At 56.8% G+C, this 24,672-nt stretch carries 23 protein-coding genes, 2 tRNA genes and 1 other RNA gene; 21 read left to right on the top strand and 5 right to left on the bottom strand.

What is annotated here, in order from left to right:
• The first annotated feature begins 1 nt into the window (after position 1).
• From odhB to EH206_RS15425, 18 genes are all read left to right on the top strand, one after another.
• Positions 2-1,225 carry a 2-oxoglutarate dehydrogenase complex dihydrolipoyllysine-residue succinyltransferase gene (odhB, locus tag EH206_RS15510; RefSeq protein ID WP_009113773.1) on the top strand — a complete coding sequence of 408 codons (1,224 nt, stop codon included), beginning with the start codon at positions 2-4 and terminating at the stop codon, positions 1,223-1,225.
• Positions 1,226-1,357: 132 nt separating this feature from the next.
• Complete coding sequence (gene sucC, locus EH206_RS15505) at positions 1,358-2,524, top strand: ADP-forming succinate--CoA ligase subunit beta (RefSeq protein WP_009113772.1); 1,167 nt, start codon at positions 1,358-1,360, stop codon at positions 2,522-2,524.
• Positions 2,524-3,396, top strand: a complete 873-nt coding sequence (sucD, locus tag EH206_RS15500) for a succinate--CoA ligase subunit alpha (protein ID WP_009113771.1) — start codon at positions 2,524-2,526, stop codon at positions 3,394-3,396. Before sucC ends, sucD begins: the two co-directional genes overlap by 1 nt.
• Before the next feature lie 731 nt (positions 3,397-4,127).
• The gene (gene cydA / locus EH206_RS15495) at positions 4,128-5,696 is read left to right on the top strand and encodes a cytochrome ubiquinol oxidase subunit I (protein WP_009113770.1); all 1,569 of its coding nucleotides are present in this window, start codon (positions 4,128-4,130) and stop codon (positions 5,694-5,696) included.
• A gap of 13 nt (positions 5,697-5,709) precedes the next feature.
• Positions 5,710-6,849, top strand: a complete 1,140-nt coding sequence (gene cydB / locus EH206_RS15490) for a cytochrome d ubiquinol oxidase subunit II (RefSeq protein ID WP_009113769.1) — start codon at positions 5,710-5,712, stop codon at positions 6,847-6,849.
• 16 nt (positions 6,850-6,865) lie between these two features.
• Positions 6,866-6,982, top strand: coding sequence for a cytochrome bd-I oxidase subunit CydX (gene cydX / locus EH206_RS15485; protein ID WP_009113768.1), 117 nt, complete (start codon positions 6,866-6,868; stop codon positions 6,980-6,982).
• Positions 6,979-7,272, top strand: coding sequence for a cyd operon protein YbgE (ybgE, locus tag EH206_RS15480; protein WP_009113767.1), 294 nt, complete (start codon positions 6,979-6,981; stop codon positions 7,270-7,272). The genes cydX and ybgE overlap by 4 nt, the downstream gene beginning before the upstream one ends.
• Before the next feature lie 133 nt (positions 7,273-7,405).
• Positions 7,406-7,810: a tol-pal system-associated acyl-CoA thioesterase gene (ybgC, locus tag EH206_RS15475; RefSeq protein WP_009113766.1), complete on the top strand. Its 405-nt coding sequence runs from the start codon at positions 7,406-7,408 to the stop codon at positions 7,808-7,810.
• Positions 7,807-8,493, top strand: a complete 687-nt coding sequence (gene tolQ, locus EH206_RS15470; RefSeq protein WP_009113765.1) for a Tol-Pal system protein TolQ — start codon at positions 7,807-7,809, stop codon at positions 8,491-8,493. Before ybgC ends, tolQ begins: the two co-directional genes overlap by 4 nt.
• A 12-nt stretch (positions 8,494-8,505) precedes the next feature.
• Positions 8,506-8,931: a colicin uptake protein TolR gene (gene tolR / locus EH206_RS15465; RefSeq protein ID WP_009113764.1), complete on the top strand. Its 426-nt coding sequence runs from the start codon at positions 8,506-8,508 to the stop codon at positions 8,929-8,931.
• Positions 8,932-8,987: 56 nt separating this feature from the next.
• Positions 8,988-10,121, top strand: a complete 1,134-nt coding sequence (tolA, locus tag EH206_RS15460) for a cell envelope integrity protein TolA (protein WP_009113763.1) — start codon at positions 8,988-8,990, stop codon at positions 10,119-10,121.
• 138 nt (positions 10,122-10,259) lie between these two features.
• Positions 10,260-11,552, top strand: coding sequence for a Tol-Pal system beta propeller repeat protein TolB (gene tolB / locus EH206_RS15455; protein ID WP_009113762.1), 1,293 nt, complete (start codon positions 10,260-10,262; stop codon positions 11,550-11,552).
• 41 nt (positions 11,553-11,593) lie between these two features.
• Positions 11,594-12,106 carry a peptidoglycan-associated lipoprotein Pal gene (gene pal, locus EH206_RS15450; RefSeq protein ID WP_009113761.1) on the top strand — a complete coding sequence of 171 codons (513 nt, stop codon included), beginning with the start codon at positions 11,594-11,596 and terminating at the stop codon, positions 12,104-12,106.
• Between the two features lie 9 nt (positions 12,107-12,115).
• Entirely contained in the window at positions 12,116-12,877 is a 762-nt protein-coding gene (gene cpoB / locus EH206_RS15445) for a cell division protein CpoB (RefSeq protein WP_009113760.1), read from the top strand.
• Positions 12,878-13,053: 176 nt separating this feature from the next.
• Positions 13,054-13,129 (top strand) — tRNA-Lys (locus tag EH206_RS15440).
• A 35-nt stretch (positions 13,130-13,164) separates the two neighbouring features.
• A tRNA-Lys gene (locus EH206_RS15435) sits at positions 13,165-13,240 on the top strand.
• Positions 13,241-13,255: 15 nt separating this feature from the next.
• Positions 13,256-13,386: non-coding RNA, RtT sRNA (locus EH206_RS15430), on the top strand.
• 188 nt (positions 13,387-13,574) lie between these two features.
• The gene (locus EH206_RS15425; RefSeq protein ID WP_009113759.1) at positions 13,575-14,291 is read left to right on the top strand and encodes a DUF554 domain-containing protein; all 717 of its coding nucleotides are present in this window, start codon (positions 13,575-13,577) and stop codon (positions 14,289-14,291) included.
• A gap of 15 nt (positions 14,292-14,306) precedes the next feature.
• Here EH206_RS15425 and EH206_RS15420 read toward each other — a convergent pair whose 3' ends face one another.
• Positions 14,307-14,522, bottom strand: coding sequence for a hypothetical protein (locus EH206_RS15420; RefSeq protein ID WP_009113758.1), 216 nt, complete (start codon positions 14,520-14,522; stop codon positions 14,307-14,309).
• Between the two features lies 1 nt (position 14,523).
• Here EH206_RS15420 and nadA point away from each other — a divergent pair, with 1 nt between their 5' ends.
• The 3 genes from nadA (at position 14,524) to aroG (ending at position 17,791) form a co-directional block, all read left to right on the top strand.
• Positions 14,524-15,585: a quinolinate synthase NadA gene (gene nadA, locus EH206_RS15415; RefSeq protein ID WP_009113757.1), complete on the top strand. Its 1,062-nt coding sequence runs from the start codon at positions 14,524-14,526 to the stop codon at positions 15,583-15,585.
• Between the two features lie 207 nt (positions 15,586-15,792).
• Positions 15,793-16,518 (top strand): nicotinamide riboside transporter PnuC, encoded by a 726-nt coding sequence (gene pnuC, locus EH206_RS15410; RefSeq protein ID WP_009113755.1) that lies wholly within the window; start codon positions 15,793-15,795, stop codon positions 16,516-16,518.
• A gap of 217 nt (positions 16,519-16,735) precedes the next feature.
• Complete coding sequence (aroG, locus tag EH206_RS15405) at positions 16,736-17,791, top strand: 3-deoxy-7-phosphoheptulonate synthase AroG (protein WP_040344003.1); 1,056 nt, start codon at positions 16,736-16,738, stop codon at positions 17,789-17,791.
• Between the two features lie 112 nt (positions 17,792-17,903).
• On the opposite strand, the gene gpmA is transcribed toward aroG, so the two are convergent.
• From gpmA to EH206_RS15385, 4 genes are all read right to left on the bottom strand, one after another.
• Positions 17,904-18,656, bottom strand: a complete 753-nt coding sequence (gene gpmA / locus EH206_RS15400; RefSeq protein WP_009113753.1) for a 2,3-diphosphoglycerate-dependent phosphoglycerate mutase — start codon at positions 18,654-18,656, stop codon at positions 17,904-17,906.
• A gap of 148 nt (positions 18,657-18,804) precedes the next feature.
• Positions 18,805-21,930, bottom strand: a complete 3,126-nt coding sequence (locus EH206_RS15395) for an efflux RND transporter permease subunit (protein ID WP_009113752.1) — start codon at positions 21,928-21,930, stop codon at positions 18,805-18,807.
• Entirely contained in the window at positions 21,927-23,414 is a 1,488-nt protein-coding gene (locus EH206_RS15390) for an efflux RND transporter periplasmic adaptor subunit (RefSeq protein ID WP_009113751.1), read from the bottom strand. Before EH206_RS15390 ends, EH206_RS15395 begins: the two co-directional genes overlap by 4 nt.
• Complete coding sequence (locus EH206_RS15385) at positions 23,411-24,670, bottom strand: TolC family protein (protein ID WP_009113750.1); 1,260 nt, start codon at positions 24,668-24,670, stop codon at positions 23,411-23,413. The genes EH206_RS15390 and EH206_RS15385 overlap by 4 nt, the downstream gene beginning before the upstream one ends.
• Positions 24,671-24,672 lie beyond the last annotated feature (2 nt).

Raw genomic sequence — 24,672 nt, 5'->3', positions numbered from 1 at the left:
AATGAGTAGCGTAGATATTCTCGTCCCCGACCTGCCCGAATCCGTCGCTGACGCCACGGTGGCGACCTGGCATAAAAAACCGGGCGACAGCGTCCAGCGTGATGAGGTGCTGGTCGAGATTGAAACCGACAAAGTCATACTGGAAGTGCCGGCATCCGAAGCCGGTATTCTGGATGCGGTGCTGGAAGAGGAAGGCGCCACGGTGACGGCGCGTCAGGTGCTGGGCCGCCTGCGCCGGGGCGACAGCTCCGGTAAGGAAACCAGCGAAAAGTCGCAGACCAAAGAGGCCAATCCGGCGCAGCGCCACACGGCCGCGCTGGAAGAGCAGAGCAGCGATGCGCTCAGCCCGGCGATCCGCCGTCTGATTGCCGAGCACGACCTGGATGCCGCCGCCATTAAAGGCAGCGGCGTCGGGGGGCGCATCACGCGGGAAGACGTTGACAAGCATTTGGCCGCGCGCCAGCAAGAGGCCAAAAAAGAGGATAAACCCGCCGCGCCGTCAGCCCCGGCCCCGGCGCTGGGCGCGCGCAGCGAAAAACGCGTCCCGATGACGCGCCTGCGCAAACGGGTGGCGGAACGTCTGCTGGAAGCGAAAAACAGCACCGCCATGTTGACCACGTTCAATGAAGTCAACATGAAGCCCATTATGGATCTGCGCAAGCAGTACGGCGAGGTGTTCGAGAAGCGCCACGGTATCCGTTTGGGCTTTATGTCTTTCTACCTCAAAGCGGTGGTTGAAGCGCTGAAGCGCTTCCCGGAAGTCAACGCCTCCATTGACGGCGAAGATGTGGTTTACCATAACTATTTCGACGTCAGCATCGCGGTGTCGACGCCGCGCGGTCTGGTGACCCCGGTACTGCATGACGTCGATGCGCTGGGTATGGCCGACATCGAGAAGAAGATCAAAGAGCTGGCGGTAAAAGGCCGCGACGGCAAGTTGACGGTTGAAGAGCTGACCGGCGGTAATTTCACTATCACCAACGGCGGCGTCTTTGGTTCACTGATGTCCACCCCGATCATCAACCCGCCGCAAAGCGCCATTCTCGGCATGCATGCGATTAAAGATCGGCCGATGGCGGTAGACGGTCAGGTGGTTATCCTGCCGATGATGTATCTGGCGCTCTCCTACGATCATCGCCTGATCGACGGGCGCGAATCCGTAAGCTTCCTGGTGACGGTGAAAGAGTTGCTGGAAGATCCCACTCGTCTGCTGCTGGATATCTGATCCGCCCGGGCGGCGAGGCACCGACTACCCGCCGCCCTTCATTTATGTGCTATGCAGGCCGCTCTGTTTGCGGAATCATAAAAATATAAGAAAGTCAATGACTTATCTTTAAACTTAGATGGATAGAACATCATGAATCTACATGAATATCAGGCAAAACAGCTATTTGCCCGGTATGGGCTACCGGCGCCGGTCGGCTATGCCTGTACGACGCCGCGCGAAGCGGAAGAAGCCGCCTCGAAAATCGGCGCGGGCCCGTGGGTGGTCAAATGCCAGGTTCACGCCGGCGGCCGCGGTAAAGCGGGCGGGGTGAAAGTCGTCGGCAATAAGGAAGATATCCGCGCATTCGCTGAAAGCTGGCTGGGTAAAAACCTGGTGACGTATCAAACCGATGCGCAAGGGCAGCCCGTTCATCAGATTCTGGTGGAAGCGGCGACGGAGATTGACCAGGAACTCTATCTGGGGGCCGTGGTCGACCGCGGCAGCCGTCGCGTGGTGTTTATGGCCTCCACCGAAGGCGGCGTGGAGATCGAAAAAGTCGCGCAAGAAACCCCCGAACGGATTTATAAAGCGGCGCTGGATCCGCTGACCGGGCCGCAGCCCTATCAGGGGCGCGAACTGGCCTTTAAGCTGGGCCTGAGCGGCAAACAGGTGGCCCAGTTCACCAAAATCTTTATGGGGCTGGCGACGATGTTTCTGGAGCGCGACCTGGCGCTGGTGGAGATCAACCCGCTGGTGATTACCAAACAAGGCGATTTGATCTGTCTGGACGGCAAGCTGGCGGCCGACGGCAACGCCCTGTTCCGTCAGCCCGAGTTGCGCGAAATGCGCGACCCGAGCCAGGAAGACTCCCGCGAAGCGCACGCCGCCCAGTGGGAGCTGAACTATGTGGCGCTGGACGGCAATATCGGCTGTATGGTGAACGGCGCCGGTCTGGCGATGGGGACGATGGATATCGTCAAGCTGCACGGCGGGGCGCCGGCCAACTTCCTTGACGTGGGGGGCGGCGCCACCAAAGAGCGGGTGACCGAGGCGTTCAAAATCATCCTGTCCGACGACAAGGTCAAAGCCGTATTGGTCAATATCTTTGGCGGCATCGTGCGTTGCGATTTGATCGCCGACGGCATCATCGGCGCGGTTGCCGAAGTGGGGGTCAATGTCCCGGTGGTGGTGCGTCTGGAAGGGAATAACGCCGATCTTGGCGCCAAAAAGCTGGCCGACAGCGGCTTGAATATTATTGCCGCCACTAGCCTGACGGATGCGGCGCTGCAGGTCGTGGCCGCGACGGAGGATAAATAATGTCCATTCTGATCGATAAAAACACCAAAGTCATCTGCCAGGGTTTTACCGGCAGTCAGGGGACGTTTCACTCGGAGCAAGCGCTTGCTTACGGCACGCTGGTGGTCGGCGGCGTAACGCCGGGCAAAGGCGGCAGCGAACATCTGGGGCTGCCGGTGTTCAACACCGTGCGTGAAGCCATCGACGCGACCGGCGCCACCGCCTCGGTTATCTACGTTCCGGCGCCATTCTGCAAAGATTCGATTCTGGAAGCCATCGACGCCGGCATCGAACTGATTATCTGCATTACCGAAGGGATCCCGACGCTGGATATGCTGAGCGTAAAGGTCAAACTGGAGCAGAGCGGCGTGCGGATGATCGGCCCGAACTGTCCGGGAGTCATTACGCCGGGCGAATGCAAGATCGGCATCATGCCGGGCCATATCCATCTGCCGGGCAAAGTGGGGATCGTCTCCCGTTCCGGCACCCTGACTTACGAAGCGGTAAAACAGACCACCGACGCCGGGCTGGGACAATCCAGCTGTGTGGGGATCGGCGGCGATCCTATTCCCGGCGCCAGTTTTATCGATATCCTGAAGCTGTTCGAGCAGGATCCGCAGACGGAGGCGATTGTAATGATCGGTGAAATCGGCGGAACCGCCGAGGAAGAGGCCGCGGCCTATATTAAGGATTACGTGACCAAACCGGTGATTAGCTACATTGCGGGGGTAACCGCTCCCAAAGGAAAACGTATGGGACATGCCGGGGCGATTATCGCCGGCGGCAAGGGCACCGCCGATGATAAGTTTGCGGCTTTGGCAGCCGCCGGGGTGAAAACGGTGCGCAGTCTGGCCGATATCGGCGAGGCGGTCAAAGCGGTGCTGTCCCGCTGATTCGGCAATAACAACCTATTACTCTGGCAAAGTTCGACATGTTTGGTCACCTTCGGGTGGCCTTTTTTATCGGGAAAACCAGCCTATTCAGTCGGTTTATAACCGGTAATGAATATTGTTAATTTATTGCAACAATGCGCTAACAATTAAAGTGCTTAATTATCGTCTATAAATAGAGTGAATTAAGTGAAGGGGGGATACGCCATTAAGCACCAATAAGCGCGGTTAAAGTAAAAAATATATTACCGAATTGGTTTTTATTTCAACCAGAAAAACACATTGCGTTAACAATGTGGGGGTGAGTGGAATTAATATAAACGCTTAATTAACAAAAAAGAGGTAATTTGTTTTAGATCAAACTCTGGCTATGGATATATTTTTAGAAATGAGATTAAATTGCGCCAAGTCAATTATTGCTGGCGATGTGGTTAGCGGGAAAGTTGATTTGCAACTGAAAATCTAATCTGGGTCACGTAAAAACCTATTTATTGTAGGGGATTAGAGGCGTAATATACCGTCACTCAGTCTTGGGGCTTAGGATTGGTTAGCAATAATATTTGTGATTTTTCTTTGGCTTGCCGTTGGATGCGCCGGGAAATATAGCGGCGTTTGTTAAAGCCAGTGCTTAAGCAATTTCTTGTTGTGTTCTTTTTGAGTGTTTACTGACGGGTGTTTAGTGGCTTGTCAGATCCTGCAAGCTAAAACCTTCCTGCGAGGAGCAAGGAGTCAAGATGTTTGATATAGTCGAACTGTCACGCTTACAGTTTGCCTTAACCGCAATGTACCATTTTCTATTCGTGCCATTAACGCTGGGGATGGCGTTTTTGCTGGCGATTATGGAAACGGTGTATGTGCTGTCGGGCAAACAAATCTATAAAGATATGACCAAGTTCTGGGGCAAGTTATTTGCAATCAACTTTGCCCTCGGCGTTGCCACCGGACTGACCATGGAGTTTCAGTTCGGCACCAACTGGTCCTATTTCTCCCATTACGTCGGGGATATTTTCGGCGCTCCGCTGGCCATTGAAGGCCTGATGGCGTTCTTCCTCGAGTCCACTTTCGTCGGCCTGTTCTTTTTCGGCTGGGACCGGCTGGGGAAAGTTCAGCATATGGCGGTGACCTGGCTGGTCGCGCTGGGCTCCAACTTCTCCGCGCTGTGGATCCTGGTGGCCAACGGCTGGATGCAAAACCCCATCGCCTCTGATTTCAACTTTGAAACCATGCGCATGGAAATGGTGAGCTTCGCCGATCTGGTGCTGAACCCGGTTGCTCAGGTGAAATTCGTTCACACCGTCGCCGCGGGCTACTGCACCGGCGCCATGTTTATTTTGGGCATCAGTTCTTACTATCTGCTGAAAGGCCGCGACATCGCCTTTGCCAAACGTTCCTTTGCCATCGCCGCCAGTTTCGGCCTGGCTTCCGTGCTCTCCGTTATTGTACTGGGCGACGAATCCGGCTATGAAATGGGCGATGTACAGAAAACCAAGCTGGCCGCGATAGAAGCCGAATGGGAAACCCAGCCGGCGCCGGCCTCTTTCACGCTGATCGGCCTGCCGAATCAAGGCACCATGGAAAACGATTATGCTATTCGGATCCCCTATGTTCTTGGTTTGATCGCCACCCGTTCCACCGATAAGCAAGTGACCGGCCTGAAAGAGCTGATGGAACAGCATCAGGTTCGTATCCGCAACGGCATGAAGGCTTACCAACTGCTGCAGGAACTGCGCGCCGGGAATAGCGATCCAGCGGTTAAAGAAGCGTTTAACCAGTCGAAACAGGATCTGGGGTACGGTCTGCTGCTGAAACGCTATACGCCGCAGGTTTCCGACGCGACCGAAGCGCAAATTCTGCAGGCCACCAAGGACTCGATTCCGCGCGTGGCGCCGTTGTATATCTCTTTCCGCATTATGGTGGCGTGCGGCATCCTGATGCTGCTGATTATCGGCCTCTCTTTCTGGACCGTGCTGCGCGGCAAAATCGGCGAAAGAAAATGGCTGCACCGCGCCGCGTTGTACGGTATCCCTTTGCCGTGGATTGCGGTGGAAGCGGGCTGGTTCGTGGCCGAATACGGGCGTCAACCCTGGGCTATCGGTGAAATACTGCCGACCGCGGTCGCCACCTCGTCACTGACCGCGGGGGATATCCTGTTCTCTATGGCGCTGATTTGCGGTCTGTATACGCTGTTCCTGGTGGCGGAAATGTATCTGATGTTCAAATATGCGCGTCTGGGTCCAAGCAGCCTGAAAACGGGGCGCTACCACTTTGAACAGCCGCTGACGGTTGCGCAGGAAGCACGGTAAACAGGAGTCCACTATGTTTGAATATGAAGTGTTGCGTTTTATCTGGTGGCTGTTGATCGGCATTCTGCTGATTGGTTTTGCCGTCACCGATGGTTTTGATATGGGCGTAGGGATATTGGTCCGGCTGATGGGCCGGGGCGATACCGAGCGCCGTATAATGATCAACAGCATCGCCCCGCACTGGGACGGCAACCAGGTGTGGCTGATCACCGCCGGCGGCGCGTTGTTCGCCGCCTGGCCGATGGTCTACGCCGCGGCGTTTTCCGGTTTCTACATCGCCATGATCCTGGTGCTGGCGTCGCTGTTCTTCCGCCCCGTCGGTTTTGACTATCGCTCCAAAATCGAAGATCCGCGCTGGCGCGGCATGTGGGACTGGGGCATCTTCATCGGCAGCTTTGTGCCGCCGGTGGTTATCGGCGTGGCATTCGGCAATCTGTTGCAGGGCGTTCCTTTCCATGTCGACGAGTATCTGCGCCTGTACTATACCGGCAACTTCTTCCAGTTGCTGAACCCGTTCGGGTTACTGACCGGCATTGTCAGCCTGACGATGATCGTAGCGCAGGGGGCGACCTATCTGATGATGCGCACCACCGGCGATTTGCATGTGCGTGCAAAATCGGCGGCGCAGTTTTCCGCGCTGGTCATGCTGGTGACTTTCGCCCTGGCGGGCGTCTGGGTGGTTTACGGCATTGACGGTTATGTGGTGACTTCCGCCATCAATACCGCCGCCGAGTCCAACCCGTTGCATAAAGAAGTCGCCCAACAGGCGGGCGCCTGGCTGATTAACTTCAACAATCATCCGGTGCTGTGGGCGATTCCGTTGCTGGGCGTGATATTACCGCTGCTGACAATCACTTCCGCCCGGCTGGAGAAAGGCGCGTTCGCGTTCCTGTTCTCATCCCTGACCATCGCGTGCGTGATTCTGACGGCGGGCGTGGCGATGTTTCCGTTCATTATGCCGTCGGTCACCGTGCCCAACGTCAGCCTGACGATGTGGGATGCGACCTCAAGCCTGCTGACCCTGAAAGTGATGACGGTGGTGGCGATTATCTTCGTCCCGATTGTGCTTTCCTATACCGCGTGGTGTTACTACAAAATGTTCGGACGGATTACCAAAGAACATATTGAGCAGAACACCCACTCGCTGTACTAAGTAAGGAGCTTAATTTATGTGGTATTTTGCCTGGATACTCGGAACGCTTCTTGCTTGCTCGCTGGGGATTATTACCGCCCTGGCGCTTGAGCAGAGCGAGGCAAGCAAAGCGACCGACGATAAAACGCAATGAGCGATCTGGTGGATAAGCTATACCGCCTGATGGATAAGAGCCCGATTCGGGCTCTTTCCCTGATCATGGCGCTGGCGGCGGCCGGGTGTGTTTTCTGGGATCCCGCCCGCTTTGCGGCAAGAACCAGCGAATTATCGGTATGGCAGGGGCTGTTGCTGATCTGGGCGGTGTGCGCCGGCGTGGTCCACGGGGTGGGGTTTCGCCCGCGGCGGTTGCGCTGGCGCGCTTTTTTCAGTCCGCTTCCGGCCTTTGTCATTCTGGCGCTCGGCCTGTATTACTTCTTCAGCTAATCCCGCTGACTATTCCATTTGGTTATGGGTTGTCTGCAACCCATAATTATTTTCTCTCCGCTGTTGCAATCCATTCCCAACCTCATTCCTCTTGCGTATAGTAACGATGTTTATCGCATTGCCGGGATGTAGAGTGAGTAAGACGTTATTCCGCTGGCCAGTTCGGGTCTACTTTGAAGATACTGATGCAGGTGGTGTTGTTTATCACGCGCGTTATGTCGCCTTTTATGAACGGGCGAGAACGGAAATGTTGCGTGAACGCAATTTTCACCAGCAGGCGTTGATGAGCGAACATATTGCTTTTGTCGTTCGCCGCATGTCGGTGGAGTACTTTTCCCCCGCGCGCCTTGACGATCTGTTGGAAGTGCAAAGCGAAATCATCGCGATGCGCGGCGCTTCTCTGACTTTCTCACAGCGCATTCTCAATTCATGCGGCAGCTTGTTGAGTCAGGCTGAAGTTTTGGCCGCATGCATCGATCCACACCAAATGAAGCCGATCGCGCTTCCTAAGTCTATTGTCGCGGAGTTCAAGCAGTGACTGACATGAATGTTCTTGATTTGTTCCTGAAGGCTAGCCTTCTGGTCAAACTAATCATGCTGATTTTAATCTGTTTTTCCATTGCTTCCTGGGCGATCATCATCCAGCGCACCCGTATCCTGAATGCGGCGACGCGCGATGCTGAAGCGTTTGAAGATAAATTTTGGTCAGGTATCGAGCTGTCCCGCCTGTATCAGGAGAGTCAGACGCGTCGCGACAGTCTGACGGGAACAGAACAAATCTTCTATTCCGGGTTCAAAGAGTTTGCACGCTTGCATCGCGCCAACAGCCATGCGCCGGAAGCGGTAGTGGAAGGGGCGTCGCGGGCGATGCGTATTTCCATGAATCGTGAGCTGGAGACGTTGGAAACCCATATTCCGTTTTTGGGAACCGTCGGCTCCATCAGCCCGTATATCGGCCTGTTTGGCACGGTGTGGGGGATTATGCACGCTTTCATCGCCCTGGGGGCGGTAAAGCAGGCGACGTTGCAAATGGTTGCGCCCGGTATCGCCGAGGCGTTGATTGCAACGGCGATCGGTCTGTTCGCCGCTATCCCCGCGGTTATGGCGTATAACCGCCTTAATCAGCGGGTGAACAAGCTGGAGCAGAACTATGACAACTTTATGGAAGAGTTTATCGCCATCCTGCATCGTCAAGCCTTCTCCAGCGATAACAGCAAATAATCAGGGGGGATCATGGCACGAGTACGCAGAGGCCGTCGTGAACTGAAATCCGAGATCAACATTGTTCCGCTGCTGGACGTGCTGCTGGTGTTGTTGCTGATTTTTATGGCGACGGCCCCCATCATCACCCAGAGCGTGGAGGTCGATCTGCCGGAGGCGACGGATTCAAAGACGGTTTCCGGCAGTGATAATCCTCCGGTGATTGTTGAAGTGTCAGGCGTCGGGCAATACAGTCTGGTGATTGAGCAGAACCGGATGGAACAGCTTCCGGCGGAACAGGTGGTGGCCGAAGCGCAGGCGCGGCTGGCGGCCAACCCGAAAGCGGTATTTTTGATTGGCGGCGCGAAAGATGTTCCTTATGATGAAATCATCAAGGCGCTGAACCTGCTGCATCAGGCCGGGGTCAAGTCCGTCGGGCTGATGACGCAACCGATCTGAAACAGCGTGACGATCGTCGGGCATATTGTTGGCAATACTGTTTTTGGGAATCGATTGTGCTAAAAGCAACCGAACAAAACGATAAGCTGAAACGCGCCGTTATTATTTCGGTGGTTCTGCATATCTTACTGATTGCTTTGCTGATCTGGAGTTCATTCACGCAAACGATGGATGCCAGCGGAGGCGGCGGCGGTTCATCCATTGATGCCGTTATGGTCGATCCGAGCGCCGTTGTCGAGCAATACAACCGCCAGCAGCAACAGCAGACCGACGCACAGCGCTCCGAGCAGCTGCGTAAAAGGCAGGCGGAGCAGCAGGCCGAAGAGCTGCAGCAGAAACAGGCGGCGGAGCAGCAGCGGCTGAAAGAGTTGGAAAAAGAGCGCCTGCAGGCGCAGGAAGAGGCTAAACGGCAGGCGCAGGAGCAGGCCGTGCAGCGTAAGCAAGCTGAAGATGCCGCGCAGCAGGCGAAGGAACAGCAGCAACAGGCCGAGGCCGCGGCGGCCAAAGCCAGGGCGGAAGCGGAACAGCAGGCGAAGGCAGCCGCCGAGGCGAAGAGAAAAGCCGAAGAAGAAATTCAACGCCAAGCGGCCGCGGCGGCGGCGAAGAAAAAGGCGGAAGAGGAAGCCAAAGCCGCCGCGGAAGCCGCGAAGCAGAAAGCGCAGGAGGCGGCTAAAGCGGAAGCGGCCAAAGCCGCCGAGTTGGCGAAACAAAAAGCGGCCGCGGACGCGGCGAAGAAAGCCGAGGCCGCCGCCGCGGCTAAAAAAGCGGCGGAAGATAAAAAGAGGGCCGCCGCGGAAGCCGCCAAACAGGAAAACACCGTTGATGACCTGCTTGGCGGGCTGGCATCGTCAAAAAACGCGCCCAGGTCGGGCGGCGGCGCGCCGGCGGGAACGGGAAACAACAGGCAAAGCGGCGCATCCGGCGCGGCGTTGGACAGCTACGGCAGTCAGGTGCGCGCGGCGATCCAGAACAAGTTTTATGACTGGCAGCTGTATAAAGGACGGACCTGCACGTTGCGCATCAAACTGGCGCCGGACGGTCTGCTAATTGATGTGAATGCTGAAGGCGGCGATCCCGCCTTGTGCCAGGCGGCGATTGCCGCGGCGAAACAGGCCAGAATTCCGAAGCCGCCAAGTTCGGATGTGTATGAGGCTTTCAAAAATGCGCCGATAGACTTTAAACCGCAGTAACCGGGCCGTTTACCGATATGGGTTTAAGATTATTACTATGGTAAACAAACCAGGTTATAGTGTTTTGTTGACATTGGTTTGTTTTTGTTAAAATTCTGCTAATTATCGCAGACGCTGCGTCTGGATAAGGGAGATTAAATGAAGCAGGTACTTAAGGTCGCATTAAGTTTTTTAATGCTGTGGGCCGTGGCGCTGCATGCGGAAGTGCGCATCGAAATTACCCAGGGGGTGGACTCGGCGCGTCCGATCGGCGTCGTTCCCTTTAAATGGGCGGGACCGGGCGCCGCGCCTGAGGATATCGGCGGCATTGTCGGCGCCGATTTACGCAACAGCGGCAAGTTCAACCCGATTGATGCCGGCCGTATGCCCCAGCAACCCGCCACCGCATCCGAGGTAACGCCGGCCGCCTGGACGGCGCTGGGCATTGATGCCGTGGTTGTCGGACAGGTGCAGCCCAGCGCCGACGGCAGCTATGTTATTTCCTACCAGCTGGTGGATACCGCCGCTAATCCGGGAACCGTTTTGGCGCAGAACCAGTTCAAGGTCACCAGGCAGTGGCTGCGCTACGCCGCGCATACCGCCAGCGACGAGGTGTTTGAAAAACTGAGCGGCATCAAGGGCGCCTTCCGTACCCGTATCGCCTATGTGGTGCAGACCAATGGCGGCCAGTTCCCTTTTGAACTGCGCGTCGCGGACTATGACGGCCATAACCAGTTTGTGGTTCACCGTTCTCCCGAACCGCTAATGTCTCCGGCATGGTCGCCGGACGGCAGCAAACTGGCTTATGTGACCTTTGAAAGCGGACGTTCGGCGCTGGTGGTGCAAACGCTGGCGAACGGCGCCATCCGTCAGATCGCCTCTTTCCCGCGTCACAACGGGGCGCCTTCTTTCTCTCCTGACGGCAGCAAGCTGGCGTTTGCCTTGTCGAAAAGCGGCAGCCTGAATCTGTATGTGATGAATCTGGGGTCCGGTCAAATCAGCCAGGTAACCGACGGGCGCAGCAACAACACCGAACCCAGCTGGTTCCCGGATAACCAGACCCTGGCCTATACTTCGGATCAGGCCGGTCGTCCTCAGGTTTATAAAACGAATGTCAACGGCGGTTCGCCTCAGCGTCTGACTTGGGAAGGTGCCCAAAATCAGGATTCTGAAGTGAGCGCCGACGGTAAATTTCTGGTAATGGTGAGCTCCAACGCCGGCGTTCAGCATATTGCCAAACAGGATCTGGTAACGGGCGCCGTGCAAGTATTAACGGACACGTTCCTGGACGAAACGCCAAGTATCGCGCCTAATGGCACCATGGTTATCTATAGCTCCAAACAGGGGCTGGGTTCGGTGTTACAGCTGGTTTCGACGGATGGGCGTTTCAAAGCGCGTCTTCCGGCTACTGATGGACAGGTCAAATTTCCTGCCTGGTCGCCGTATCTATAAGTGCAGATATGTACAATAAACTATTTAAAGGACACAAACAGATGCAATTCAATAAAGTGCTGAAAGGCCTGATGTTGGCTCTGCCGGTACTGGCAGTTGCCGCATGTAGTTCTAATAAAAATGCGGATAGCGACCAATCCTCCATCGGCGCCGGCGGTAGCGGCAGCGGTTTTGAGAACGGCAGTGGCTCTTCTTCCGAGCAGGCTCGTCTGCAGGTGCAGGAATTACAGCGTAACAATATCGTTTACTTCGATCTGGACAAGTACGATATTCGCTCTGATTTCGCTCAACTGCTGGACGCGCATGCGGCATTCCTGCGCAGCAACCCGTCTTACAAAGTGACCATCGAAGGTCACGCGGATGAACGCGGTACGCCGGAATACAACATCGCTCTGGGCGAGCGCCGCGCCAACGCGGTACAAATGTACCTGCAGGGTAAAGGCGTTTCTTCCGACCAAATCTCTATCGTATCTTACGGTAAAGAAAAACCAGCCGTTCTGGGTCATGACGAAGCGGCCTATGCCAAAAACCGTCGTGCCGTCCTGGTATATTAAGAGAATCGCATGATCGGTAACTTCAGACGTCACTCGTTGGGTCTGTCGTTACTGGTTGGCGTAGCGGTCCTGTGGGCCGCTACTGCCCAGGCAGCGCCAATCAGTAATGCCGGCTCTGGCTCGGTGGAAGATCGAGTCACTCAATTGGAGCGTATTTCCAACGCTCACAGTCAGCTATTAACCCAACTTCAGCAACAGCTTTCCGACACGCAACGCGATATCGATAATTTGCGCGGGCAGATTCAGGAAAGTCAGTACCAGCTGAATCAGGTGGTGGAGCGGCAAAAACAGATTTATCAGCAAATTGATGGCTTAAGCTCATCGCCGGCCGCGACGCCGACGCCGAGCGCGCCGACGGCGGATAGCGGCGCCGACAATAGCGCGCCGGCCGGTAGCGGTGATGCAAACAGCGATTACAATGAGGCTGTCGCCCTGGTGCTGGAGAAAAAACAGTACGATCAGGCCATCAGCGCATTTCAGGCTTTCGTCAAGAAATACCCGGATTCAACCTACCAGCCCAACGCCCAATACTGGCTCGGGCAGTTGAATTACAACAAGGGGAAGAAAGACGATGCCGCCTACTACTTTGCCAATGTGGTAAAAAACTACCCCAAATCTCCGAAAAGCGCGGAAGCGTTGTTGAAGGTCGGGGTGATCATGCAGGAAAAAGGGCAGCTTGACAAAGCCAAAGCCGTTTACCAGCAGGTGGTAAAAGCCTATCCCAATACTGAAAGCGCGAAGCAGGCGCAAAAGCGCTTATCAGCCTCTTGATCTCCTTTCCTCAAGCGCAAAAGTTGCTCCTTATGAGCAATTTTTGTGCCTGAACGTGTGAAGAATAAGCAGTCGAACCGTTTTTATGGAAAATAGGTTGCGCTGAAAATTTAAGTTAGTAATATATGCCGCCGTTGCCAAGGCATGAACGAAATGCCTGAAGCAGCATGAAATTTGGGTCGTTAGCTCAGTTGGTAGAGCAGTTGACTTTTAATCAATTGGTCGCAGGTTCGAATCCTGCACGACCCACCATTTCAGCAGTAGGTTTTTCAGCAGTTCCGCATTGCGGGTCGTTAGCTCAGTTGGTAGAGCAGTTGACTTTTAATCAATTGGTCGCAGGTTCGAATCCTGCACGACCCACCAATTTCAAATTAAGAAAGTGACTTAGAATCGTGAAGGATGAGAACCGTAAGGTTCGACAAAATCGACATCGTCGATTTTGAACAACGCGTCAAGCGTTGGCCCGAAGGGGCGAGGCCGTAGGCCGAGTCATCCTGCACGACCCACCAATATTCGCAATATTCCCTTTTGAAGCGCATTTGTTGCACCACCCACCCCATATTCAGCCATGACCGTTTCCCCGCTATCCGACGGTTTGCTGTATATTACGTTTCTTTAGTCCTCCGTGGGAGCGTATAGCCGTCAGTTGTGGTTATATGTTACGAGGTAAGCACGATAGCAGTGGTAAGGGAGTTTTATGATCGGTCCTTTGATTAATGCAGCCGCCATTATTATCGGCGGCGGGCTTGGCATCGTGCTGCGGCGTTTTATCCCGCAGCGCTTGCAAGACGGGCTGCCGCCGGCATTCGCCATGGTGTCGATAGCAATGGGTGTTACGCTGGTTATTAAAGTGCAGCAGTTGCCCGCGGTGGCGCTGGCGATCATCATTGGCGTCGCGGCCGGCGAACTATTGCGTATGGAGTATGGGGTACAGAAAGCGGGGACGGCGGTGCAACGCGCGCTCAGCCGTATCGTTCCGGCGCCTGAGCACCGCCTGCCGCAGGAGGTTTACGCGCAGAATTTTACCGCGCTTATCGTGCTGTTCTGCGCCAGCGGCACCGGGGTGGTCGGGGCGCTGACCGAAGGGTTAAACGGCGACTACCAGTTGCTGATTATCAAATCCGCGCTGGATATTTTCACCGCGTTGATTTTTTCCATTACACTGGGCCTTGCGGTTATGTCGATCGCTATCCCCCAGCTTATTGTCCAGTCGCTGCTGTTCTTTTCCGCCAAGCTGATTATGCCGTTTATGACGGTGGTCACGGCAGGCGATTTCTCCGCCTGCGGCGGCATTATCATGATTGCGGTGGGGCTGCGGATTGCGCAGATTAAGACCTTCGCCGTGGTGAACTTTCTCCCCGCGCTATTTCTGGTTATCCCTATATCGCTGTATTGGCATCGGTTTTTTTCCTAAAGCTCAAACCTGGCGTTAGCGGTTTTTTATGACGGGTTTCCTGCCCGTCATCCTGCGGGCCGCTGCAAGCGGCAATTTTTTAATGCAATAAACAAAAAAACGATATTTATGTAAAAATAGAGCGACTTCGCGCTTTTTTTTCGCTAATTTGTTTAGGATAAAAAACACCACGGCGTGAATGGTGCGGTTTTGCGTTTTCAGGCCTCTGTGTTGTCCATCATGGAAATCCATAATGAGCATCCTTTTTGATAGCAATGAAACTATTTATCCCTTTCCGGCGAAGCCTAAACCGTTATCGGATGAAGCAAAGCAACGCTACCGTAGCAGAATAAAAACGTTATTGCGGCAGCGCGATGCGGTGATGGTGGCGCACTACTATACCGATCCGGAAATTCAATCCCTGGCGGAGGAAAGCGGCGGTTGCGTCGCCGACTCGTTGGAGATGGCGCGCTTTGGCAGCACGCACCCCGCCTCGACGCTGTTGGTGGCGGGCGTGCGTTTTATGGGCGAAACGGCAAAGATCCTTAACCCGGAAAAAACCGTGCTGATGCCGACGCTCGAGGCCGAATGCTCGCTCGATCTCGGCTGCCCCATTGAAGCCTTCAACCGCTTTTGCGACGCGCATCCCGACCGCACCGTGGTGGTGTACGCCAATACGTCGGCGGCGGTAAAAGCGCGTGCCGACTGGGTGGTCACCTCCAGTATCGCGGTGGAGCTGATTGAACATCTGGATAGCTTGGGTGAAAAGATTATCTGGGCGCCGGATCGCCACCTGGGAAGCTATGTGCAGAAGCAAACCGGCGCCGATGTGCTGTGCTGGCAGGGGGCCTGCATCGTGCATGATGAATTTAAAACCCAGGCCTTAAGGCGTATGAAAATACTGTATCCCGACGCCGCTATTTTAGTGCATCCGGAATCGCCGCACAGCGTGGTGGAGATGGCCGATGCCGTCGGCTCCACCAGCCAGCTTATTCAGGCCGCCAGAACCCTGCCGCAGCGGGAGCTGATTGTGGCCACCGATCGCGGCATTTTTTACAAAATGCAGCAGGCGTGTCCGGGCAAAACCCTGCTGGAAGCGCCGACCGCCGGCGAGGGGGCGACCTGCCGCAGCTGCGCGCACTGTCCCTGGATGGCGATGAACGGGTTGCAGGCGATTGCCGAAGGCCTGGAACAGAGTGGCGAAACGCATGAAATTCATGTCGATGCGGCGCTAAGGGAAGGCGCGCTGGTTCCGCTGAATCGAATGCTTGAGTTTGCTGCTACACTGAAGTTGCGCGTACGCGGCAATGCCTGATGGATTGTGGTTTTTATTTATGCTTATACATTGATATACCCGTCATACTTCAAGCTGCAGGTGTGTTGGCTTTCCTCACTCACCCCGGTCACTTACTGGTGTAAGCTCCCGGGGATTCGTTGCGTCGCCGCCTTCCTGCAACTCGAATTATTTAGGGTATATACCTAAAAATAACCTTGTGGATGATTATTGAGACAGGATGGCGAGATGGATTTTTTCAGTACCGGTAATATTTTGGTTCATATCCCTTTGGGGGCGGGGGGATACGATCTTTCCTGGATAGAGGCGATAGGCACGCTATTCGGGCTGCTTTGTATCTGGCTGGCAAGTCAGGAAAAAACCATTAACTATTTATTTGGTTTGATTAATGTCACGCTGTTTGCGGTGATTTTTTTCCAGATCCAGCTCTACGCCAGTCTGCTGTTACAGATTTTCTTTTTTGCCGCCAATATTTATGGCTGGTACGCCTGGTCGCGCAAGACGGATGCGAATCAGTTGGAGCTTAAGGTCCGCTGGCTGCCGCTGCCGAAACTGCTCGCTTGGGCCGCGGTGTGTGTGGTGGCCATCGGGCTGATGACCCGCTACATCGACGCGGTATTCGCCGTGCTGACGCGTATCGCGGTCTCCGCTATGCAGGCGCTGGGACTGGGCGCGCAGATGCCGGAGTTACAGCCGGATGCTTTCCCGTTCTGGGATTCCACCATGATGGTCTTGTCGATCGTCGCCATGATCCTAATGACGCGTAAATACGTGGAAAACTGGCTGCTATGGGTGGTTATTGATGTGATCAGCGTGGTGATTTTCGCCTATCAGGGGGTTTACGCCATGGCGGTGGAATACGCCATTCTGACGCTGATCGCCTTGAACGGCTCCTGGCTGTGGATTAAAAGCGCCGGAGAAAACCGCTCCAGGCCGTTATCGCGCAGCCTGTAAGCCGGCAATGAGCAGAAAGCGCCAACCTGGCGCGTTCATCCTTTGGGTAGCCGTCGTATGCAGACTCGATCTATTTCAACGCCCTGAAGTCGTCGGCTTGATATATAATAGCCAGTCTGCACGCTGAACGGTTTTTTTTCAATCTTACGGCTATCTTGCATAGGGATGGCGCATCGGGAGCGGTGTAAAATACCGCCCTGGAATTGATGGAATGATGATGAATTACCAAAATGATGATTTAAGGATTAAAGAGATTAAGGAACTTTTGCCGCCGGTGGCGCTGCTGGAGAAATTCCCGGCTACCGACCATGCGGCAGAAACGGTATCGCTCGCGCGTTCCGCCATTCACAAAATCCTTAACCGCAATGACGACCGCCTGCTGGTGGTTATCGGCCCTTGCTCTATTCACGACTCTGAAGCCGCCAAGGAATATGCCGCCCGCCTGCTTAAGCTGCGTCATGAACTGAGTGACGATTTGGAAGTGGTGATGCGGGTTTATTTTGAAAAGCCGCGCACCACGGTCGGATGGAAAGGGTTGATTAACGATCCTCATATGGATCACAGCTTCCAGATCAATGACGGTCTGCGCATTGCCCGCCGGTTGCTGCTGGATATCAATGATGCCGGCATGCCCGCCGCGGGCGAGTTTCTGGATATGATCACCCCGCAATATCTGGCGGACCTGATGAGCTGGGGCGCTATCGGCGCCCGGACCACCGAATCCCAGGTGCACCGCGAGCTGGCTTCCGGCCTGTCTTGCCCCGTCGGTTTCAAGAACGGCACCGACGGCACCATCAAGGTGGCGATCGACGCGATTAACGCCGCCAGCGCGCCGCACTGCTTCCTGTCGGTCACCAAGTGGGGACATTCGGCCATCGTGAATACCAGCGGCAACCGTGATTGCCACATTATTCTGCGCGGCGGCAAAACGCCGAATTACAGCGCGGAGCACGTTAAAGAGGTTAAGAGCGGCCTGGAAAAAGCCGGGCTGCCGCCTCAGGTGATGATCGACTTCAGCCACGCGAACAGCAGCAAGCAGTTCAAAAAGCAGATGGAGGTGGGTGAAGACGTCGGCCGCCAGATCGCGCAGGGCGAAAAAGCGATTGTGGGCGTGATGGTGGAAAGCCATCTGGTGGAAGGCAACCAGAACCTGGAAAGCGGCGAGCCGCTGGTATACGGCAAGAGCGTGACGGATGCTTGTATCGGCTGGGAAGATACCGAGGTGCTGCTGCGCCGCCTGGCGGCCGCGGTGCGCGATCGTCGCAGTCGGTAAGTTGAATGGCGGTCAATAAAAAACCCGGCGCCAGGCACCGGGTTTTTTATGACGGGCCGTCGCAAGCGACGTTGAAAATCGCTCCCGGCGATTTTTTATCTGTTCAGGATACTTACTTGGCTTTACCCTGATTGGCTACCGCCGCCGCTTTAGCGGCGATTTCATCCTGGTTGCCCAGATAGTAGCGTTTGATCGGCTTGAAGTTTTCGTCAAACTCATACACCAACGGCACGCCGGTCGGGATATTCAGCTCAAGAATTTCATCTTCGCCCAGATTATCCAGGTATTTAACCAGCGCGCGCAGCGAGTTGCCGTGAGCGGCGATAATCACGCGCTCGCCGCTTTTGATGCGCGGCAGAATGGTTTCGTTCCAGTAGGGAACCACGCGCTCAATGGTCAGCGCCAGGCTTTCGGTCAGCGGCAGCTCTTTGTCGCTCAGAGAGGCGTAACGCGGGTCGTGTCCCGGAAAACGCTCGTCATCGCGAGTCAGTTCCGGCGGCGTAACCGCAAAGCCGCGACGCCACTGTTTCACCTGATCGTCGCCGTATTTTTCAGCGGTTTCCGCTTTGTTCAGCCCTTGCAGCGCGCCGTAGTGACGCTCGTTCAGCTTCCAGGATTTCTCCACCGGCAGCCAGGCTTGATCCAGCTCGTCCAGTATGCTCCACAGCGTATGGATGGCGCGTTTCAGCACGGAGGTGTAGGCGAAGTCAAAGGAAAAACCTTCGTCTTTAAGCAACTTGCCTGCGGCTTTCGCTTCTGTACGGCCCTTGTCGGACAGATCAACGTCGTACCAGCCGGTGAAACGGTTTTCGTTGTTCCACTGACTTTCACCGTGTCGTACCAGTACCAGCTTAGTTACAGCCATAGCTAAACTCCTTCATGTGCTAAGATTTCTGTGATAATTGGCCCCATTATAGGGGCGGAAAACGGTTATCGGCAATCGATAGTCGCCGGCAGCGCGATTTATCAGCCCGATATTTGTTCAAAATCACGCTCCAGCTTTATCGTTTCAGCTATTGCGCATCGATCCTATGCAATAACAGATACACCGCCGGGATCACCAGCATGGAAAGCAGCGGCGCGCTGACCATTCCGCCGATCATCGGCGCGGCGATGCGCTGCATGATTTCCGAACCGCTGCCGCCGCCCCACATAATGGGCAGCAGGCCGGCCATAATGGTCGCGACGGTCATCATTTTCGGCCGTACCCGCAGTACCGCCCCTTCATGGATGGCGTCCATCAGTTGCTGCCGTGATAACGGCTGTCCCGGCAGGCGATGTTTTTCCACCGCATGATTGAGATACAGCAACATAATAACGCCAAATTCGGCCGAGACGCCCGCCAGGGCGATAAATCCCACCGCGCCGGCCACAGAGAGATTATAGCCGAGGATATACAGCAGCCAGACGCCGCCGATTAGCGCAAAGGGCAGGGTCGCCATAATCAGCAGGGCATCCTTGACCCGGTTAAAGGTGACATACAGCAGCACGAAAATAATCAGCAGCGTGAAGGGCACGACGATTTTCATTTTCTCCGTCGCGCGCTCCAGATATTCGAACTGCCCCGACCAACTGAGCGAAACCCCTTCCGGCAGCGTCACCTGCTGCGCAACGACCTGCTGCATTTCCTCTACGGCCGATTTCAGATCCCGGCCGCGCAGGTCGACGTAAATCCAGTCGGACAGGCGGCCGTTCTCGCTTTTCAGCATCGGCGGACCTTCACTGACGCGGATATTCGCCAGTTCGGCCAGGGCAACCCGGGCGCCGCTCTGCGTCACCACCGGTAAATCCCGCAGCTTTTCCAGCGAGTCGCGCAATTCGCGCGGATAGCGGATATTGATGGGGTAGCGCTGGCGCCCTTCAATGGTTTCGCCGATATTCTGCCCGCCGATCAAGGTCGCCACCAGCGACTGCAACTCTTCCACCGACACGCCATAGCGGGCGGCCCGCTGGCGGTCGATATCGATATCTATATAGCGGCCGCCGGCCAGACGTTCGGCCAGGGCGGACGTCACGCCCGGCACGTTTTTCACCACCCGTTCGATTTGCGCCGCAATACGTTCGATATCCTGCAGGTTATTGCCGTTCACCTTGATGCCCACCGGACTTTTGATGCCGGTCGCCAGCATATCCAGACGGTTGCGGATCGGCGGCACCCAGACGTTGGCGATCCCCGGCAGGTTGACGGTGGCGTCCAGTTCGGCGATCAGCTTGTCCATGGTCATTCCCGATCGCCACTGATCGCGCGGTTTCAGGCGAATGGTGCTTTCCAGCATGGTTAGCGGCGCGGGGTCGGTGGCGGTTTCCGCTCTGCCGGCTTTACCAAAAACCGACTCGACCTCGGGAACGGTTTTGATCAGCCGGTCGGTCTGCTGCAATAGCCGTGCTGCTTCCCGGGCGGAGATACCGGGCAGGGTCGACGGCATATACAGCAGATCCCCCTCATCCAGCGGCGGCATAAATTCACTGCCGAGGCGGCTGAGGGGGAACAGGGTCAGCAGCAGTAATGCGCCGGAAATCAGCAGGGTGGTTTTGGGGAAGCTCAGCACTTTCTGCAGCACCGGGTGATAGGCGGCGATCAGCCAGCGATTGAGCGGATTAGCCTGCTCATCGGGGATTTTCCCGCGCACGAAATAGCCCATCAGCACCGGCACCAGGGTGATCCCCAGCCCGGCGGCCACCGCCATAGCATAGGTTTTGGTGAAAGCCAGCGGGGAAAACATGCGTCCCTCCTGCGCTTCCAGCGAAAATACCGGCACAAACGACAGCGTGATGATCAGCAGGCTGCAAAACAGCGCCGGGCCGACTTCGGTGGCGGCGCGCTCGGTCAGTCGCCACCAGTCCTTCTCGCGCGGCGTTTCCCCCGGGTGATCGTGACGCCACTGCTCAACCACCTTATGCATGTTTTCTATCATGACGATGGCCGCGTCCACCATGGCACCGATGGCGATGGCGATACCGCCCAGCGACATGATGTTGGCATTAACCCCCTGATAGCGCATGATAATAAATGCCCCGAGGATGCCCAGCGGCAGGCTGATAATCGCCACCAGCGCCGAGCGGAAATGGAACAGAAACAGGGCGCAAATCACCGCCACCACCGCAAACTCTTCCAGTAACTTATGACTGAGCGTTTCGATGGCGTGTTCAATCAGCTGCGAGCGGTCGTAGGTGGGGACGATTTCCACCCCGGCGGGCAGGCTTTTCTGGATTTCATTTAGCCGCGCCTTGACCGCATGCAGGGTTTCCAGGGCGTTTTTGCCATAGCGCAGCACAATGATGCCGCCCGCCACTTCCCCTTCGCCGTTCAGCTCGGCGATGCCCCGGCGCATTTCCGGCCCTTCCCGTAGGGTGGCGACGTCCTGCAGCAACACCGGAATGCCGTTACGCACGGTAATCACCACCTGATTGAAATCCTGCGCGCTGTGCAGATAGCCGGAGGTGCGCACCATATATTCCGCTTCCCCCAGCTCCAGCACCGAGCCGCCGCTCTCCTGATTCGCCGCCTGAATGGCGCTGATAATCTGCTGATGGGTAATATTTTGCGTGCGCATTCGCTCGGGATCGACCACCACCTGGTACTGCTTCACCATGCCGCCGACGCTGGCGACCTCGGCGACGTTAGGCACGGTTTTCAGTTCGAACCTGAGCAGCCAGTCCTGCAGGCCGCGCAGATCGGCCAGGCTATGTTTACCGCTGCGGTCCACCAGGGCGTATTCATAGATCCAGCCGACGCCGGTGGCATCCGGCCCCAGCGCGGTTTTGGCTTCCGCCGGCAGGCTGGACTGCACCTGGCTGAGGTATTCCAGCACCCGGGAACGCGCCCAGTAAGGATCGGTGCCGTCCTCGAACAGAATATAGACGTAGGCATCGCCGAACATCGAGAAGCCGCGCACCGTTTTCGCCCCCGGCACCGACAGCATGGTGGTGGTCAGGGGATAGGTAACCTGATTTTCCACCACCTGAGGGGCTTTGCCCGGATAGCTGACGCGAATGATCACCTGCACGTCGGAAAGATCGGGGAGGGCGTCCAGCGGCGTTTTCTGCAGGGAAATTACCCCCCAGGCCGCCATAAGCAACGCGGCCAGTAGCACCAGCAGCCGGTTTTTCAACGACCAGCGGATAACGTAGGCGATCATCGGTGGCCTCCATGCCCGGCGTGGGGCGCGCCAAGGGGCGAGATCTGCTGAATATGAATGCCGCCGTCGTCCATGCGGAAATGAAAGTCGACCTGGCTGCCGATGCCGATACCCGGCGGCAGGCCCTCTGGCGGCAGGGTGAAATCCATGGTCATCGGCGACCAGTTAAGCGTCGGCACGGCGTCATGCTCGATGGTGAGCTGATTGCCGTTGATAGCCTTGATCACCCCCTGCGTCTGATAGCCGGCGCTATTTGCCTCATCGTTATCCTGCTGCGCATCGCCAAACTGGGCAAGCGAGCTGCGCAGGCTGGCCTCGGAGTCAATCAGGAACTGACCTGACGTCACGACGCTGTCGCCTTCGTTCAGCCCGGCGGTGATTTCCGTCCAGTCGTTGTGGGTGATGCCGACGGTGACGTTGCGCGGTACGAAATGGCCGTCCCCTTCGCTCAGCAGTACCCGGTTGTGGCTGCCGCTCACCAGCAAGGCCTGTTGCGGTATCATCAATAGCCGTTGCGGCTGCGGGCCGGCAATCCGTACGGAGAGGTACATGCCCGGTTTTAGCTGATGCTCGGGGTTCTCCAGGATGACGCGGGCTTTCAGCGTTCTGGTGGCGCTGTCCAGCATCGGCAGCAGCTCGCTGACTTTTCCGCTGAAGGTTTTTCCCGGCCAGGCGCTGCTGCCGGCGGTCACCTCGCTGCCGACGCTCAGCTGCGCGGCCTGGGCTTCCGGGTAATCCACTTCCACCCAGACCGGGTCCAGACTTGCCAATTCGAATAACGGCTGCGCCGGGGTGAGCTGCATCCCGGCGCGTACTTCCAGCTTATTCACGTAACCGGCCTGCGGCGCGGTAATCGTCATGCGCGGCTGCGGCTTGCCGCTGCGCTCCACCTGGCGAATCACCGCTTCCGGCATAAACGACAGCGCCAGCTTTTGCCGCGCCGCCTGCGTCAGCGAAGCGTCGCCGAATTGTCGCACCGCCAGATACTCCTGCTGCGCCGCCGCCCAGGCCGGGTTCCACAGCGTAGCCAGCGTTTCCCCTTGCTTCACCTGCTGTTGCGGCGCGTTCACCGCAAGCAGTTCGACAATGCCGCCGCTGGGGGCGACCAGTGTGCGCAGACCGCGTTCATTCAGCGCCACGGTGCCATAGCCCGACGTTTGCGCGTTGACGGTGCGTATTTCCGCCCGGGCGATGCGCACCCCCAGATTCTGCTGCTGGCGGGCGCTGATGGTCACGCCGCCGTCGTCCTGCGCCTCATCGGCGTAACGCGGAACCAGCTGCATATCCATAAATGGCGATTTACCCGGTTTATCGAAGCGTTTATCGGGCACCATCGGATCGTACCAGTACAGCACGGGACGTTCGGCCGCAGCCGGAGAGGCGGGCGCCGCCGCCCGATATTGCTGGCTGCCCCAGAAATAACCGCCGCCGACAGCGCTGACGATCGCCAGGGTAAGCAGGCCGAGAGTTAATGGCTTATTCATTGTAATGGGTTCCCCTGTGGCGTCAGATAGCGAATGGCCGCCCAAAGCTGCGCCATTTCCCGCGTGGCGTTCAGCGTGGCGATTTGGCTTTCCAGCATGGCGCGCCGCGCCTCCAGTACGTCGGCAAGGTTGCTGCCGCCGGACTGATACTGGGCCTGCATCAGCTTGTTGCGCTGCTGCTGGAGGGGAAGCACCTCATTTTTCTGGCGCTGCCAGCGTGACTGGGCCGCCTGATACTGTGCTATCAGCGTATCGAGCTGCGCCTGATGCTCCCGGCCGGTCAACAGCACTCGGTCGCGGGCCTCCTGGCTGCGGGCCACGTCGGCGGCGTAGTCTTTATCCTGCCGTTGGGATTTAAACAGCGGCAGGTCGACCGTCACCATCATGCCGGCCATATCGTCGTAGTTATCTCCGCGTTTGGCGTAATAGATCTCGACGCCCACGTCGGGGATGGCCGCCACCGCGGACTGCGCCGACCGCGCCTGAGCCAGTTCGGATTCGCGCTGCGCCAGTTGCATTTCCGGGTGCAGGTGGATGGTTTTACTCAGTTGGTCAGGGGAGGCGGGTAAACGTTCGATGCGGGGCAGCGCGCCGCGCACGTTGATATCCGGCACGCCGGTAAGCTGCACCATTCTGGCTTTCGCTATCTGCACGTCCCGTTCGGCATCGGCCAATTTATCCTGCATCTCCGCCAGCGTCAGGCGGGCATCCAGCACGCTGCTGGCTTCTCCTCCCGCGGCGACGCCGGCTTTTTGCAGTGCGATCTGCCGCTGGCTTTCGTTGACCAGCGAGCGCACGTCTTGCAGCGCCTGTCGCGACAGCGCCAGTTCCAGCCAGGCCTGAGCGGTTTCCCGTTGCAGCCGGGCGCGAATGATGTCGTGATTGCTGCGCAGGCTGTCGGCTTCCACGCGGAAAGTCCGCGCCTTGTTGTCGCGTTTGCTGCTGCTGACATAGGTTTGCATAACGCCGATACGCTGCATCGTCATGCCTTCACGCGTTAGGCGGCTGCCGTTATTGCCGCCTAACGGCAGGTTTTCCACGCCGAACTTGAGTTGCGGATCGGGGAGCTGCGTGGCGGAGTCGGCCATGTTTTGCAGCGCGCGGATCTGGTGCTGATTGGCCGACAGGTCGGCGGAATAGCGTTCCGCCGCCTGTAAAGCCTGTTCAAGGTCCAGATCCGCCGCAAAGGAGGCGACAGGCAGCCACAGCAACATCGCCAGCCACGCCCTGGTTGAGAGCCGCTTGGATATGTTCATGT

It is taken from the genome of Brenneria nigrifluens DSM 30175 = ATCC 13028, assembly GCF_005484965.1.
GTDB classification, from domain to species: Bacteria; Pseudomonadota; Gammaproteobacteria; order Enterobacterales; family Enterobacteriaceae; genus Brenneria; species Brenneria nigrifluens.
Note: the sequence above shows the minus strand (reverse complement) of the source record. Positions and strands in the feature narration are given on the sequence as shown.